At 61.8% G+C, this 14,342-nt stretch carries 11 protein-coding genes; 5 read left to right on the forward strand and 6 right to left on the reverse strand.

All coding sequences use genetic code 11. From position 1 onward, the window contains the following. Positions 1–16 precede the first annotated feature (16 nt). The 5 genes from B2D37_RS05595 to B2D37_RS05615 all read left to right on the forward strand — a co-directional run bounded on the left by B2D37_RS05595 (position 17) and on the right by B2D37_RS05615 (position 3,902). Complete coding sequence (locus tag B2D37_RS05595) at positions 17–1,012, forward strand: zinc transporter ZntB (RefSeq protein WP_079201791.1); 996 nt, start codon at positions 17–19, stop codon at positions 1,010–1,012. A 54-nt stretch (positions 1,013–1,066) separates the two neighbouring features. Continuing rightward, entirely contained in the window at positions 1,067–1,324 is a 258-nt protein-coding gene (locus B2D37_RS05600; RefSeq protein WP_079201792.1) for a CrfX protein, read from the forward strand. A gap of 1 nt (position 1,325) precedes the next feature. Beyond that, complete coding sequence (locus B2D37_RS05605) at positions 1,326–2,150, forward strand: mechanosensitive ion channel domain-containing protein (RefSeq protein ID WP_079201793.1); 825 nt, start codon at positions 1,326–1,328, stop codon at positions 2,148–2,150. 90 nt (positions 2,151–2,240) lie between these two features. Then, positions 2,241–2,831: an RNA polymerase sigma factor SigX gene (gene sigX, locus B2D37_RS05610; RefSeq protein ID WP_079201794.1), complete on the forward strand. Its 591-nt coding sequence runs from the start codon at positions 2,241–2,243 to the stop codon at positions 2,829–2,831. 105 nt (positions 2,832–2,936) lie between these two features. Continuing rightward, on the forward strand, positions 2,937–3,902 hold the full coding sequence (locus B2D37_RS05615) for an OmpA family protein (RefSeq protein WP_079201795.1): 966 nt from the start codon (positions 2,937–2,939) through the stop codon (positions 3,900–3,902). Positions 3,903–3,999: 97 nt separating this feature from the next. Here the strand turns inward: B2D37_RS05615 and cobA are convergent, their stop codons facing one another. The 6 genes from cobA to B2D37_RS05645 all read right to left on the reverse strand — a co-directional run bounded on the left by cobA (position 4,000) and on the right by B2D37_RS05645 (position 13,754). Beyond that, on the reverse strand, positions 4,000–4,737 hold the full coding sequence (cobA, locus tag B2D37_RS05620; protein ID WP_079201796.1) for a uroporphyrinogen-III C-methyltransferase: 738 nt from the start codon (positions 4,735–4,737) through the stop codon (positions 4,000–4,002). A 110-nt stretch (positions 4,738–4,847) separates the two neighbouring features. Continuing rightward, a complete protein-coding gene (locus B2D37_RS05625) occupies positions 4,848–7,565 on the reverse strand; it encodes a nitrate reductase (protein WP_079201797.1) in 2,718 nt (905 codons plus the stop codon). A 65-nt stretch (positions 7,566–7,630) separates the two neighbouring features. Next, positions 7,631–7,957, reverse strand: a complete 327-nt coding sequence (gene nirD / locus B2D37_RS05630) for a nitrite reductase small subunit NirD (protein WP_079201798.1) — start codon at positions 7,955–7,957, stop codon at positions 7,631–7,633. Further along, entirely contained in the window at positions 7,954–10,407 is a 2,454-nt protein-coding gene (nirB, locus tag B2D37_RS05635) for a nitrite reductase large subunit NirB (RefSeq protein WP_079201799.1), read from the reverse strand. The genes nirD and nirB overlap by 4 nt, the downstream gene beginning before the upstream one ends. A gap of 273 nt (positions 10,408–10,680) precedes the next feature. After that, entirely contained in the window at positions 10,681–12,348 is a 1,668-nt protein-coding gene (locus B2D37_RS05640; RefSeq protein ID WP_079201800.1) for a bifunctional protein-serine/threonine kinase/phosphatase, read from the reverse strand. A gap of 194 nt (positions 12,349–12,542) precedes the next feature. Then, positions 12,543–13,754 carry a NarK/NasA family nitrate transporter gene (locus B2D37_RS05645; protein ID WP_079201801.1) on the reverse strand — a complete coding sequence of 404 codons (1,212 nt, stop codon included), beginning with the start codon at positions 13,752–13,754 and terminating at the stop codon, positions 12,543–12,545. Positions 13,755–14,342: the final 588 nt, after the last annotated feature.

The raw sequence follows: 14,342 nt of genomic DNA on the forward strand, positions 1-14,342 counted from the left end.
GATGCCAGGAGTAGGCATGCACGAGGAAGACAACGCGCAATGGGGCTTGGTGCATGCTTTTGTCCTGGATGGCGCAGGCGGAGCGCGTGCGATAACCCAGGGGCAACTGGCCGGCCTCGAACTGGCCGAGCAGGAAAGCCTGTGGCTGCACTGGGATCGCAGTCACTCGCAGACCCAGCACTGGCTGCGCGGCGAAAGCGGCTTGAGCGAATTCGCCTGCGATCTGCTGCTGGAGGAGAACACCCGGCCACGCTTGCTGGCACTGCCTGATGACGAGTTGTTGCTGTTTCTCCGTGGGATCAATCTCAACCCAGGCGCGGAGCCGGAGGACATGGTGTCAGTACGCATCTTCGCCGCTGCCCGCCGGGTCATTTCTCTGCGCCTGCGACCGTTGCGCGCGACCGAGGACGTGATCGCCGACCTTGCGGTCGGGCGCGGACCGAAAACCTCGTCAGAGCTGATCCTGACCCTGGCGGATTACCTGACGGACAAGGTCGACGCCCTGGTCGCCGACTTGTCCGAGCGGGTCGACGAGCAGGAGGAACTGGTCGATGCCGATGAGCACGCGGTACCGGATCACGCGCAGTTGCTGCAAGTGCGGCGGCGCGCTGCCAGCCTGCGCCGCTTTCTCGCGCCACAGAGTGAAATCTACGCGCAGCTGACGCGCAAGCAACAGATCTGGTTCCTTGTCGACGACCCTGGTTATTGGAACGAACTGCACAACCGTCTGACCCGCTACCTGGAAGAGCTGGAACTCAGCCGTGAACGAGTCAGTCTGCTGCTGGAGGCGGAAAACCGCCGTATGGATCAGCGGATGAACCGCATCATGTACCGCTTTGCCATCATCACCGGGGTGTTCCTGCCGATGAGCTTCCTTACCGGTCTGCTGGGCATCAATGTTGGCGGCATCCCCGGCTCTGAGAACGCCTATGGCTTCCTTATCGCCTGCTTGATCATGCTGGTTGTCGCCCTTGCTCAGTGGTGGCTGCTACGCCGTTTGCGCTGGGCCTGATGTGACTTGCCCCGAGTTGGTCTCGTCTAGCCGAGACGTCCTGTGAGGTGCGTCATGCCCGATCCATTTGAAGAATCCCTGCGCGATATGCTCAAGTCCGGCGCGTCCGATCACGACGACGACGCTTGTCTGCATCGCGTATTGAAGACTGCCAATCGCCAGGTCGGCGCGGGTGATCTGTTCGCGCTCATGGGCCATTGGCTCGGCGCCTTGATGATCGCCCTGAATAGCGGCTCGGCCCATGTCGCACCGGTTACCCGTCGCGACTCTAGCGCGTCTACCAATTCTGCTTCTACTAATAAGGCTGACTGAAATGGAACTAGATCCCTGGACTCAAAGCCTGGTAACCGCGATGACTGCGCTCTGGACCAAAGTCGCCGTGTTTATCCCGAATCTGTTCGTGGCGTTGATCCTGGTGCTGCTCGGCTTTGTCGTGGCCAAGCTGCTCGATACCTTGCTGTCGAAGCTGCTCGGCAAGATCGGTCTGGATCGTCTGATGGCGGGTACCGGGCTGACCAAACTACTGAGCCGCGCCGGTATCCAGGTGCCGGTTTCGACCTTCATAGGCAAGATCATCTACTGGTTCGTACTGTTGATTTTTCTCGTCTCGGCGGCGGAATCGCTCGGTCTGGAACGAGTATCGGCCACGCTCGATGTGCTGGCGTCCTATCTGCCCAAGGTATTTGGTGCAGCACTGGTGCTGGTCGCTGGCGTGCTGTTGGCGCAATTGGTCAGTGGCGTGGTGCGCGGTGCCGCCGAGGGCGTAGGCCTGGATTATGCCCATGGCCTGGCCCGCATTGGCCAGGGTCTGGTGATCATCATCAGTATTTCGGTGGCCATCGGCCAGTTGGAGATCAAAACCGACCTGCTGAACAACGTCATTGCCATCGTGTTGATTTCGGTGGGGCTGGCTGCCGCTCTGGCGCTGGGCTTGGGTAGCCGGGAAATTGCCGGACAGATCCTGGCCGGAATTTATGTGCGCGAGTTGTACCAGGTAGGGCAACAAGTTCAGGTTGGTGAGGTCGAAGGGCAGATCGAGGAAATTGGCACGGTCAAGACTATCCTGCTAACCGACGCGGGCGAGTTGGTCTCGGTGGCTAATCGCACCCTGCTCGAGCAGCGGGTAAGCAGTCGCTAACGCGCCAATCCTGCTAAAGTATGCCGCCAACCCAGCGCCTGATGCATTAGGCGTTGGCAGCCTCCGTCCCGACTGTCGGCCTGACTTGTTTTGAATAAAGCCCAACCGATGTCCTTGCGCTATGACCCCCGCGAACTCTCCGATGAGGAACTCGTTGCGCGCGCGCATGGCGAGCTTTTTCACGTTACCCGTGCTTATGAAGAGCTGATGCGTCGTTACCAGCGCACATTGTTTAACGTATGCGCACGTTATCTGGGGAGCGAGCGTGACGCCGATGATGTTTGTCAAGAGGTTATGCTCAAGGTTCTTTATGGTTTGAAGAATTTCGAAGGTAAATCGAAGTTTAAAACCTGGCTGTACAGCATTACCTATAACGAGTGTATTACCCAGTACCGTAAAGAACGGCGCAAACGTCGCCTAGTGGATGCATTAAGTCTGGATCCATTGGAAGAGGCATCTGAAGAAAAGATGCCTACAGTTGAGAGCCGTGGGGGGCTGGATCGCTGGCTTGTGCATGTCAACCCAATTGACCGGGAAATCCTGGTTCTGCGTTTTGTCGCAGAGCTGGAGTTTCAAGAGATTGCCGACATCATGCACATGGGTCTGAGCGCCACTAAAATGCGCTACAAGCGCGCCCTCGACCGGCTGCGAGAAAAATTTTCAGGCAATCTTGAAACTTAAATATATGTAGGACGCTCTAACATCCGGAGCGATTCTGTTAGAATCGCTCCTTGGTTGTCTTGTTTGTCAGACAACTTACTGGCCACCAATGATGGGGATTTACGGATGAAATTTAAAAACACTTTAGGCGTTGTCATCGGCTCGATGCTCGCTAGTTCTTCCCTTAGCGTTCTGGCGCAGGGCCAAGGCGCGGTCGAAGTGGAGGGTTTTGCTAAGAAGGAAATGTTCGACAGCGCCCGTGACTTCAAGAACAACGGCAATCTGTTCGGCGGCAGCATCGGTTACTACCTGACCGACGACGTTGAATTGCGTCTGGGCTATGACGAAGTACACAACGCTCGTGGCGAAGACGGTCGTAACATCAAAGGCTCGAATACCGCCCTTGATGCTTTGTACCACTTCAACAATACCGGTGACGCGCTGCGTCCTTACGTCTCTGCCGGTTTCTCGGATCAGAGCATCGGTCAAAGTGGTCGCGGCGGTCGTAACGGCTCCACCTTTGCCAACATTGGCGGCGGTGCCAAGTACTTCATCACCGAGAATCTCTATGCTCGTGCTGGCGTTGAAGCTCAGTACAACATCGACCAGGGCGACACCGAGTGGGCTCCAAGCATCGGCGTTGGCATGAACTTCGGTGGTGGCAGCAAGCCTGTCCAGGTTGCAGAAGCCGCTCCAGAGCCGATGGCAGAGCCGGCTCCGGTTGTTGAAGAGCCAGCCCAGGTTGTGCGCGTTGAACTGGACGTGAAATTCGACTTCGACAAGGCTCAAGTCAAAGAAGAAAGCTATGGCGATATCAAGAACCTGGCTGATTTCATGAATCAGTACCCGCAGACCAACACCACTGTTGAAGGTCACACTGACTCCGTCGGTACTGATACCTACAACCAGAAGTTGTCCGAAAAGCGTGCGAGCGCTGTGCGTGAAGTTCTGGTCAACCAGTACGGTGTTGAAGGTCAGCGCGTAAATGCCGCTGGTTATGGCGAAACTCAGCCGGTTGCCGACAACGCAACTGAGTCGGGCCGTGCCATCAACCGTCGCGTTGAAGCTCAAGTAGAAGCTCAAGTCCAGTAACGGGTCTTAGCTGCTAGGAAAAACCCGGCTTCGGCCGGGTTTTTCTTTGTCTATAAAAAAGCCCGGAGCAGGCCGGGCACGAACAACTCCGCAGGGGTCAGGCAGTCGCGGCCATGGTTTGTGCTTGATGTCCGGCTGCGACTTCGCCAATCACCAGGATCGCCGGGCTTTTCAGCTGGAAAGCCAGGGCGTCTTGCTGCATCGCCGCCAGTGAGCTGCGACATTCGCGCTGGTGTGGCAGTGAGGCATTTTCGATCATCGCCACCGGCATGTCGGCGCACATGCCGCCCGCCAGTAGGCTATCGCGGATGTCCGCCAGCTTGGCCACGCCCATATACACCACCAGGGTGGTGCCACCCTGGGCCAGGGCTTGCCAGTTCAGCGTGCTGTCGTCCTGGGTGTGGGCTGTAACCAGGGTCACGCCGCGGGCAACACCGCGCAGGGTCAGGGGAATGCCACAGTTGGTGGCGCCAGCCAGGCCAGCGGTGATGCCATTGACCATCTCCACTTCGATACCGTGCTGCTGCAACCAGTCGAGCTCTTCGCTGCCGCGGCCGAAGATGCACGGATCACCGCCCTTCAGGCGTACCACGCACTTGCCCTGGCGCGCATAGCGCAGCATCAGGCGATGGATAAAGGCTTGCGGTGTCGAGCGGCAGCCGCCGCGCTTGCCCACTTGGACTATGCGTGCGCTTGGGCAGTGTTCCAGCACCGCCGGGTTGACCAGATCGTCGATCATCACGATCTCAGCCTGACGCAAGGCTTTCACTGCCTTGAGCGTCAACAGATCCGGGTCACCCGGGCCTGCACCTACCAGCCAGACTTTTGCGCTCATATCAAAATCCTCGTCGTAGGGCGGGTAACCGCGAAGCGTTCCCCACCGTGGTAGTTGCCTTGGCAGTAAACACTTCGCGGATTTCCACGGGGTGGCCTTCCACCCTAGGGTTATGCATTCAGCACTACAGGCTGGGTGGCCAATAGCCGTTTGATTTCCGGTACGCAAGAACCGCAACTGGTTCCGCATTCCAGTTCCTGCTTCAGTCCGTCGATGTCGAGGCCGCGGGCGATTCCAGCGCAGACTGCGGCTTCACTGACGTTCAGGCAGTTGCACAGGGTCTTGCTGGGTTTCTTGCCCGCAGCCGCACCCGGCGGGGTGGACAGCGGCGCCAGTAGCCAGCGGCGCAGGTCGGCATCGGCCTGGCCTTCGCTCCACAGGCTCTTCAGCCAGTCGCGGGCCGCGGTCTCACCGGCCAGGCGGATGGCGATGATGCGGCCGTCCTCGATGCGTACGCGCTTGCCCACTGCCCGGCGTGGGTCGTCGTAGGCCAGTACCGGCCCTTCGTGCAGGCCCAGCAATTGATCGATCTGGGTCAGCAGTTCGGCCTCGGGGGCTACCGCGCTTGCCGCACGGATGACCAGGGCCGGGCGTTCGCGGCCAGTGAGGCTGAGGTTGGCGTAGGCAAAGGACTCGAACAGCGGACGCAATGCCTCGAAGCGCTTCTGTACGTCACCCTCGACCAGGGCGAACAACTGCCAGGGCAGATCGACCTTTTCCACCTGGATGCCGGCGTGCTTGAGTTCGGGCTGCTTGGACAGCGGGTCGTAGGCCGGCAGGGTCAGTACGTTGGTGCCCAACCCCTTGAGAAAGCGGTTGCCCCAGTGCATGGGCAGGTAGGCCTGGCCGGAGCGAACCGCCTCGTCGGCCTGGACCGGTACGATCAGGCTGCCGCGGCGGCTGCGCACCTTGACCAGGTCGCCGGCTTGCAGGCGCAGGCGGCGCAGTTCATCCGGATGCAGGCTGAGCACTGCCTCCTCGACATGGCCGAACAGGCGGGCAGCAGTGCCGGTGCGGCTCATGCCGTGCCACTGATCGCGCAGGCGGCCGGTATTGAGGGCCAGCGGGAAACGCGCGTCGCGTTGTTCCTTGGGCGCGCGGTAGGGGTCGGCATGGAAGCGCGCACGGCCATTCTCGGTGGGGAACCGGCCGTCGCCGTACAGGCGCGCCGTTCCCTGGGTTGCACCGGCCGGGAACGGCCATTGCTGGGGGCCTTGGTTGTCGAGGATGGCGTAGCTCAGACCGCTGAGGTCGAGGTCGCGATGCTGGGTCAGGTATTTGTATTCCTCGAACAGCGCTTCGCTGCTATCGAGGGCAAACAGGCTGGGCAGGCCGGGGCGGAGCAGCTTTTCCAAACGGCGGGCGAAATCCGAGGTGATCGCCCAATCCGGCCGCGCCTCGAAGGGCGCGGGCACGGCGCGGCGCACATGGCTGACGCGGCGCTCGGAGTTGGTCACCGTGCCTTCCTTCTCGCCCCAGCTGGCGGCGGGCAGCAGCAGGTCGGCGTAGTGGCAGGTCTCGGTGGTGAAGAACGCTTCTTGCACAACGACAAAAGGACAGGCGGCGAGGGCTTCATGCACCTTGTTTTGATCCGGCATGGACTGCGCCGGATTGGTGCAGGCGATCCACAAGGCTTTGACCTTGCCGACCCGCACCGCCTCGAACAGCTCGATGGCGGTCAGCCCGGTGCTTTCCGGCAGGGCGTCGCTGCCCCAGTAGTCAGCGACCTCGGCGCGGTGCTTGGCGTTGGCGGCATCGCGATGGCCTGGCAGCAGGTTGGACAGGCTGCCGGTTTCGCGGCCGCCCATGGCATTCGGTTGGCCGGTAAGGGAGAAGGGGCCCGCGCCGGGCTTGCCGATCTGGCCGGTGGCCAGGTGCAGGTTGATCAGGGCGCTGTTCTTCGCGCTGCCGCTGCTCGACTGGTTAAGGCCCATGCACCAGAGTGAGAGGAAGCTCGGCGCGCTGCCGATCATCCGTGCGCACTGTTGCAGGTCTTGTTGGCTGATGCCGCACAGCTCGCTGACCATCTGTGGGCTGTAGTCGCGCACCAGGGTCTTCAATGCGTCGAAACCCAGGGTGTGGGCATCGATAAAGGCGCGGTCGATCCAGCCTTCCCACATAAGGATATGCAGGATGCCGTGGAACAGGGCGACGTCGCTGCCCGGCTGGATCGCCAGGTGCAGGTCGGCCAGTTCGCAGGTGTCGGTGCGCCGCGGGTCGATGACGATCACGCGCATGTCCGGGCGCTTGGCCTTGGCTTCTTCCAAGCGGCGGAACAGGACCGGATGGGCGTAGGCCATGTTGCTGCCGGCGATCAGCACGCAGTCGCTCTGCTCGATGTCTTCGTAGTTGCACGGCGGCGAATCGGCGCCGAGGCTGCGTTTGTAGCCGACCACCGCGGAGGACATGCACAGGCGTGAGTTGCTGTCGATATTGTTGGTGCCGACCAGCGCGCGGGCCAATTTGTTGAAGGCGTAGTAGTCCTCGGTCAGCAGTTGCCCGGAGATATAAAAGGCGACACTGTCCGGGCCATGTTCGCGGATGGTCTCGGCGAAGACGTTGGCGGCGTGATCCAGGGCGCTGTCCCAGTCCGTGCGCGAGCGCGCCAGGCCCTTGCCCAGGCGCAGTTCGGGATAGAGGCCGCGGGCATCGAGGTCGCCGGTCAGGTGCAGGGTTGAACCCTTGCTGCACAGCTTGCCGAAATTGGCCGGGTGCTCGGGATCGCCTTGGACACCGAGAATCTTCTCGTCATCGTGTTCGATCAGCACGCCACAACCCACGCCGCAATAGCAGCAGGTGGAGGCGGTGATCTGATGGGGATGGGTCATGGCGTCATCTCTCTGCGGTAATTGTGTAGGCCGCGCCGCGCGGGGCGCGGCCTACACATGACCTTTCAGGCACATTCGGTGGCGGTATTCAGGGTCAGCAGCACCCGGCCGTTCTCGACCTTGGCTGCATGCCGGTGCGCGCAACCAACGTCTGGCGCCACCGCTTCGCCGGAGTCGAGTTCGATCTGCCAGTTATGCAGCGGGCAAGCCACGCGCTTGCCGTAGACCAGGCCCTGGGACAGTGGTCCGCCCTTGTGCGGGCAGCGGTCATCGAGGGCGAACACTTCATCGTTGGACGTGCGGAAAATGGCGATATTGCCCTTGGGCCCGGCGACTATGCGCGAGCCCAGCGGGTTGATTTCTTCCAGGGCGCAGATATCCAGCCAGCTCATGCGTGCATCTCCAGGTCGCGCAGGGCGATGCGCTCGAATTCTTTCTTCAGTTGCGGTTTGGCCAGCTGTTCCTGCCACGGGTCCTGCTCAAAGGACAGCGAGAACAGCAGGCGCTCGTGCAGCGCCTTGCGTCTTTCGGCATCTTCCAGCACGCCCTTCTTGATGTGCTCCATGCCGACGCGCTGCATGTAGTGCACGGTGCGCTCGAGGTAGAAGGCTTCTTCACGGTAGAGCTGGAGGAACGCCAGGCTGTATTCCATGACGTCTTCGGCCGTTTTCAGCTTGACGAAGAACTCGCCGGCCTCGGTCTTGATCCCGCCGTTACCGCCGATATACAGCTCCCAACCGGAGTCGACGCCGATGATGCCAACGTCCTTGATGCCGGATTCTGCGCAGTTGCGCGGGCAACCGGAGACCGCAAGCTTGACCTTGTGCGGTGACCACATGTTGAACAGCGCGTGTTCCAGGTCGATGCCCATCTGCGTCGAGTTCTGCGTGCCGAAGCGGCAGAATTCGCTGCCGACGCAGGTCTTCACGGTGCGGATGGATTTGCCGTAGGCGTGACCGGACGGCATGTCGAGATCCTTCCACACGCCTGGCAGGTCATCTTTCTTGATCCCCAGCAGGTCGATACGCTGACCGCCGGTGACCTTGAGCATGGGCACGTTGTACTTGTCGGCAACATCGGCGATGCGCCGCAGTTCGGCTGAATTGGTCACGCCGCCCCACATGCGTGGCACCACCGAATAGGTGCCGTCTTTCTGGATGTTGGCGTGGGCCCGCTCGTTGATGAAGCGCGATTGCGGATCGTCCTTGGCCTCACCCGGCCAGGTGGAGATCAGGTAGTAGTTCAGCGCTGGGCGGCAGGTGGCGCAGCCGTTCGGCGTGCTCCAGTTGAGGAAGGCCATGGTGGCCGGGATGCTGGTCAGGTGCTCTTGGCGGATGGCCTTGCGGATCTGCCCGTGGTTGAGATCGCTGCACCCGCAGATGGCTTTCTCGCTCTTCGGTTTGACGTCCGCCGCGCCGCCCACGGTATTTATCAGGATCTGCTCGACCAGGCCGGCACAGGAGCCGCAGGAGCTGGCGGCTTTGGTGTGCTTCTTCACGTCGTCGACGCTGAACAGGCCGTTTTCCTGGATGGCTTTGACGATGGTGCCTTTGCAGATGCCGTTGCAGCCGCACACTTCCATGTCGTCCGGCATGTTGGCGGCGCTGCTCTGGCCCTGGTGGCCGGCGTCGCCAATGGCGTTTTCACCGAACATCAGGTGATCGCGGATCTCGCTGACGTTGTGGTTCTCGCGGATCTGGCGGAAGTACCAGCCACCGTCGGCGGTGTCGCCATACAGGCAGGCGCCGACCAGCACGTCGTCCTTGATCACCAGCTTCTTGTACACGCCGCCGATCGGGTCGGACAGGGTGATGGTCTCGGTGCCTTCGGCGCCCATGAACTCGCCGGCGGAGAACAGGTCGATGCCGGTGACTTTCAGTTTGGTCGAAGTCACCGAGCCCTGGTAGCGCGAGAAGCCGAGCTGAGCCAGGTGGTTGGCGCAGACCTTGGCTTGCTCGAACAGCGGTGCCACCAGGCCATAGGCGATACCGCGGTGGCTGGCGCATTCGCCGATCGCATAGACCCGCGGATCATAGGTCTGCAGGGTGTCGTTGACCAGAATGCCGCGGTTGCAGGCGATCCCGGATTGTTCCGCTAGTTCGCTGTTGGGGCGGATACCGGCGGCCATTACCACCAGGTCGGCGGGGATGACCTCGCCGTCCTTGAATTTGACCGCGCAGACCCGGCCCTCGCCGTTGTCCAACAGCTCGGCGGTGTGTTTGGGCAGGAGGAACTTCAGGCCACGGTCTTCCAGGGATTTTTGCAGCAGGCGGCCGGCGGTGACGTCGAGCTGGCGTTCCAGCAGCCAGTCGCCGATATGCACCACGGTGACGTCCATGCCGCGCAACTTGAGGCCGTTAGCCGCTTCCAGGCCGAGCAGGCCGCCGCCGATGACCACTGCATGCTTATGGGTCTTGGCGGTGTCCATCATCATCTGGGTGTCGGCGATATCGCGGTAGCCGATCACGCCCTGCAGGTCCTTGCCCGGTATCGGCAGGATAAACGGGTTGGAGCCGGTGGCAATCAGCAGGCGGTCGTATTCGGCCTGGCTGCCGTCATCGGCGACTACTACACGGGTCTTGCGGTCGATCTTCACCGCCTTGCGCCCGAGCAGTAGCTGGATGCCGTTGTCCGCGTACCAGCTGAGGTCGTTGAGCACGATCTCTTCGAAGGTCTGCTCGCCGGCCAATACCGGGGAAAGCAGGATGCGGTTGTAGTTCGGGTGCGGTTCGGCGCCGAACACCGTGATGTCGTAGAGGTCAGGGACGAGCTTGATCAGCTCTTCGAGGGTACGCACTCCGGCCATGCCATTACCGATCATTACCAGCTTGAGTTTTTTCATGGTTCCTCACCGTCACGCATAACCGGAAAACAAAAAAGGCGTCCCGCTAGTCACCTAGCGAGGACGCCTTTGTCCAAGTCCCGTTCTCTCGGGAAGTGCGTTCTTCACCGTTGAAGGACGCACTTTATTGAAATTTGCAAATATCAATGCAGGGCTTATGCCAACTTGGCAAGGGCCTGAATATTAGCGAGTCGGAGCAGTTTTTTGCTGGCGTATTGGCGTTTAATCGCACCTGTATAAGGCGTGTTGCGCCGTTCTGGTGCGTTTGCAGGCTTACTTCAGCAGCAGTACCAGCAGGGCCAGATTCGCGAGTAAGGACACCAGGGCCACGGTGCGCCAGACTTTCACCGGTTCGCGTTCGAGCAATGGACGCGGCCTGCTGCTCAGTGACTGGCGCTCACCCTGTTCCAGAGCCAGTAGCCACTCCTCGGCGGTCTCGTAGCGTTGCTTCGGCTCGGCGCTGACCGCGCGACTGAGGCTCTCGTCGATCCAGTTCGGCAAGTCGGGGCGATAGCGGCTGGCTGGCGTTGCGCTGCCGAAGCGGGGGTGCTGGAAAGCCTCGATCTCGCCATAGGGATAGTGGCCGGTAAGCAGGTGGTAGAGGGTTACGCCTGCTGCATAGAGATCTTGTTGGGCGCTGGGTGCGCCGCCGGTAAAGGCCTCCGGAGCAATGTAGCTGGGGGTGCCAGGCAGGTCATTGGGCGCATCGCGAGACAGACCGGGGCAGTAGGCCAGGCCGAAATCCAGCACGCGCAGTTCGCCGTCGTCACCCCACAACAGGTTTTCCGGCTTGATGTCGCGGTGCAGAATGTTGCGCCGATGCAGCATGCCCAGGGCCCTGACCAGGCGCGGGGCGAGATCCAGCCAGTCGGGCAGGCCGAGAGGGCCGGACAGGCGCAGCTGTTCGGCCAGGGTCTGCCCGGCGTATTCGCGCTGCAGGTAGTACAGGTGCTGGCGTTGCGGCAGCGGATGGACTTCGGCGAAGTAGCGCCCGGCCACTCGGCGCAAGAACCATTCCTCGAGCAGCAGGGCAGGGCCTGCTTGCGGCTCGTCGGCGCGGCTGGCGGGCAGCGTCTTCAACAGCCAGCGGCGCGCCTGGCCATCGCGTACGCGGTAGAGCAGCGACTGGCGCGACTCGGCCAGCAAGCGCTCGACCTGCCAGCCTTCGAAGTCCTGGCCTGCGCGCAGTTTCGGCGGCAAGGGCCAATGCTCGAGTTGGGCGAGGGTATCGGCCAGAGCGTTTTCCGGCAGGCCTTCGACCCTCACCAGCAAGGCGCTGGCATTGTCCTGACTGCCGGCCAGGTGAGCGGCACTGACCAGCGCGCGGGTCGCGGCGGCAGGGTCTCGCTCATCGTGCAGGATGCGCTGGATACCCGGGTCGCCGAGTGTCGCCCAGACGCCATCGCTGACCATCAGGAAGCTCTCGCCCTCGCGCAACTCACCATCCAGGTAGTCGACCACCAGGTGTTGGTCCAGGCCCATGGCACGTTTGAGCACATGCTGCATGCCCTGTTGTTCCCAGACGTGGTCTTCGCTGATGCGCTGGAGTTGGCCTGCGTGCCAGCGATAGGCTCGGCAGTCGCCAACATGCGCCAGGGTGAAGCGCCGGCCACGCAGCACCAGGGCGGTGAGGGTGGTCAGCAACGGCTGGCCGCCACCATTGGCCTGTAACCAGCGATTGTGCGCGACCAGTAGACGATCCAGCGATTGCGCCACTGCCCAGGTTTCCGGGGTGGCGTAGTAGTCCAGCGCCAGCGCTTGCAGGGTCGCGCGAGCGGCCAGGCCGCCGTCGGCGCATTGGCTGACACCGTCGGCCAGGGCAAACAGGTAACCCTTGCTCGCCGCCAGGGATGGAGCCGGGGTCACCACGCGAATGGCGTCCTGGTTTTCTGGGCGCGGACCGGTAGCGCTGGCTTCGCCGAAGATGAGTTGCAGGGCCATGGCGGCGTTCCTGGCGAGGAAGGGTTGAGGCAAAGGCGGGGCCGGGGCATGGCTGCATGGGTTGGCCGTTGCCGGCTTCACCCTTCGTTGCTGACCAGTGCGATTCAACTCTGCCGGTCAGCCCCGCCTTTGCCTCACTCCTCCGTTGATTCGTTCATCCGTAGGGCGGGTTGCACCCGCCCTACGTTAGCAGCCTACACTCTTGCCGCGGTGACGGCGGCCGAGCCCCAGGTGGTGCGCCAACGGCGTTTGACGCTATACAGGCCGAACCAGGCCAGTACACCGAGGCTGGCAAAAAACCACAGGGCCAACTGATAGTCGCCGGTCTGTTGCTTGATCGCCCCCAGGCCTGCGGCCAGGAGGAAACCGCCGATGCCGCCGGCCATACCGATCAAGCCGGTCATGACGCCAATCTCCCGCCGAAAGCGCTGTGGCACCAGCTGGAACACCGCACCATTACCTGCACCCAGGCCGAGCATGGCGGTGACGAACAAGGCCAGCGCTGCGGTGGAACTAGACAGGTTGAAGCCGACGGCGGCGATGCTCAGCGAGGCCAGGGTGTACATCATCAGCAGCGAACGGATGCCACCGATGCGGTCGGCCAGAGCGCCACCAAGCGGGCGCATCAGGCTGCCGGCGCAGACGCAGGCGGCCGTATAGTAGCCGGCGGTGACTGGATTGAGGCCGTACTGATCGCTGAAATAACCAGGCAGGGCACTGGCCAGGCCAATGAAACCGCCGAAGGTGACGCTGTAGAAGAACATGAACCACCAGCTGTCGCGGTCGCCCAAGGCGTGCAGGTAGTCGGCCGCGGCCTTTGGCTTGGGCCGCTCAGGCGAGTTCTTCGCCATCAGGGCAAAGATCACCAAGGTCACCAGCAACGGAATCAGCGCCCAGCCGAACACGTTCTGCCAGCCGAACAAGGCCGCCAGGCCCGGGGCGAACAGCGCCGCCAGTACGGTGCCGGAGTTGCCGGCGCCGGCGATGCCCATGGCTTTGCCCTGGTGCTCAGGTGGATACCACTGCGAGGCCAGCGGCAGGGCGACGGCAAAGGCGGCACCGGCAAAGCCGAGGAACAGGCCGAACAACAAGGCTTGCTCGTAGCTTTCAATGCCGATTTGCCAGGCGCAGAACAAGGCCGTGATGACCGCCACCTGACCGAGCAAACCGGCAGTCTTGGGCGATAGCCGGTCGGCCAGAAAGCCCATGAGCAGGCGCAGCACGGCGCCTGCCAGGATTGGCGTGGCGACCATCAGGCCGCGTTGTTGCGCAGTCAGATCGAGGTCGGTAGCAATTTGCACGGCCAGGGGGCCGAGGAGGTACCAGACCATGAAGCTCAAGTCGAAATAGAGGAAGGCGGCGAACAGTGTCGGTGTATGGCCGGCTTTCCAGAAACTGTTATTCATCGAATACCTCGTCAGCAGAAAGGGTCCCGGTCTGTTGCGGTTCGTCGTGGTCGTGGACACGGCGACCGCAACGGGCCGGGGAGGCTATGCACTTGTGGTGCAAGGCCCTGCGGCCGAGGCCACAGCTGGGTTGAGAGAGTGACAAGCGGAACCTCTGGATCGCAGAGGAGCCACCATCCCCAAGCGTTGGGGCAGAAACTAAAAAACGCCGCGGCACCGTTCGCGCTTGGGCGAGGGTGAGGCGACGTCTTTGTCGTTTATGAGGACAGCCGCCATTGGCTGCCTATGGCTATGCCTAAGCAAGAGCTGAGCCAACACAGAAACTCAACGGTTGCGCGGGATATGCAGGTAGCACGCGGCCCTTTCTGTGATGCAAAAAGGAGCGTGATGCTTGTTTGTGCGCCGAGATGGGGCGAGGTCATGCGCTGAGGTCGGTGGGGCCGCGGCCAGTGCTCTGGACACGTCAGCACGGATCCATTGGTCAGAAAGTCCGTTCGCCGCAGTGATGGTCGGAATCCGTGATCTGGGCTCTATGCAGAGTGTTTGCGAGGGTTTTTATTATTGGCCTTGACTTTTGTTTATTTGTTG

The organism is Pseudomonas sp. CC6-YY-74 (assembly GCF_002025205.1).
In the GTDB taxonomy this organism is placed as follows: Bacteria; Pseudomonadota; Gammaproteobacteria; order Pseudomonadales; family Pseudomonadaceae; genus Aquipseudomonas; species Aquipseudomonas paeninsulae.

What these genes read in the sequence shown, in the direction of transcription:
- B2D37_RS05595 (WP_079201791.1), top strand. Translation starts at nt 17, where the DNA reads ATGCACGAGGAAGACAACGCGCAATGGGGCTTGGTGCATGCTTTTGTC.
- B2D37_RS05600 (WP_079201792.1), top strand. Translation starts at nt 1,067, where the DNA reads ATGCCCGATCCATTTGAAGAATCCCTGCGCGATATGCTCAAGTCCGGC.
- B2D37_RS05605 (WP_079201793.1), top strand. Translation starts at nt 1,326, where the DNA reads ATGGAACTAGATCCCTGGACTCAAAGCCTGGTAACCGCGATGACTGCG.
- B2D37_RS05615 (WP_079201795.1), top strand. Translation starts at nt 2,937, where the DNA reads ATGAAATTTAAAAACACTTTAGGCGTTGTCATCGGCTCGATGCTCGCT.
- cobA (WP_079201796.1), bottom strand. Translation starts at nt 4,737, where the DNA reads ATGAGCGCAAAAGTCTGGCTGGTAGGTGCAGGCCCGGGTGACCCGGAT.
- B2D37_RS05625 (WP_079201797.1), bottom strand. Translation starts at nt 7,565, where the DNA reads ATGACCCATCCCCATCAGATCACCGCCTCCACCTGCTGCTATTGCGGC.
- nirD (WP_079201798.1), bottom strand. Translation starts at nt 7,957, where the DNA reads ATGAGCTGGCTGGATATCTGCGCCCTGGAAGAAATCAACCCGCTGGGC.
- nirB (WP_079201799.1), bottom strand. Translation starts at nt 10,407, where the DNA reads ATGAAAAAACTCAAGCTGGTAATGATCGGTAATGGCATGGCCGGAGTG.
- B2D37_RS05640 (WP_079201800.1), bottom strand. Translation starts at nt 12,348, where the DNA reads ATGGCCCTGCAACTCATCTTCGGCGAAGCCAGCGCTACCGGTCCGCGC.
- B2D37_RS05645 (WP_079201801.1), bottom strand. Translation starts at nt 13,754, where the DNA reads ATGAATAACAGTTTCTGGAAAGCCGGCCATACACCGACACTGTTCGCC.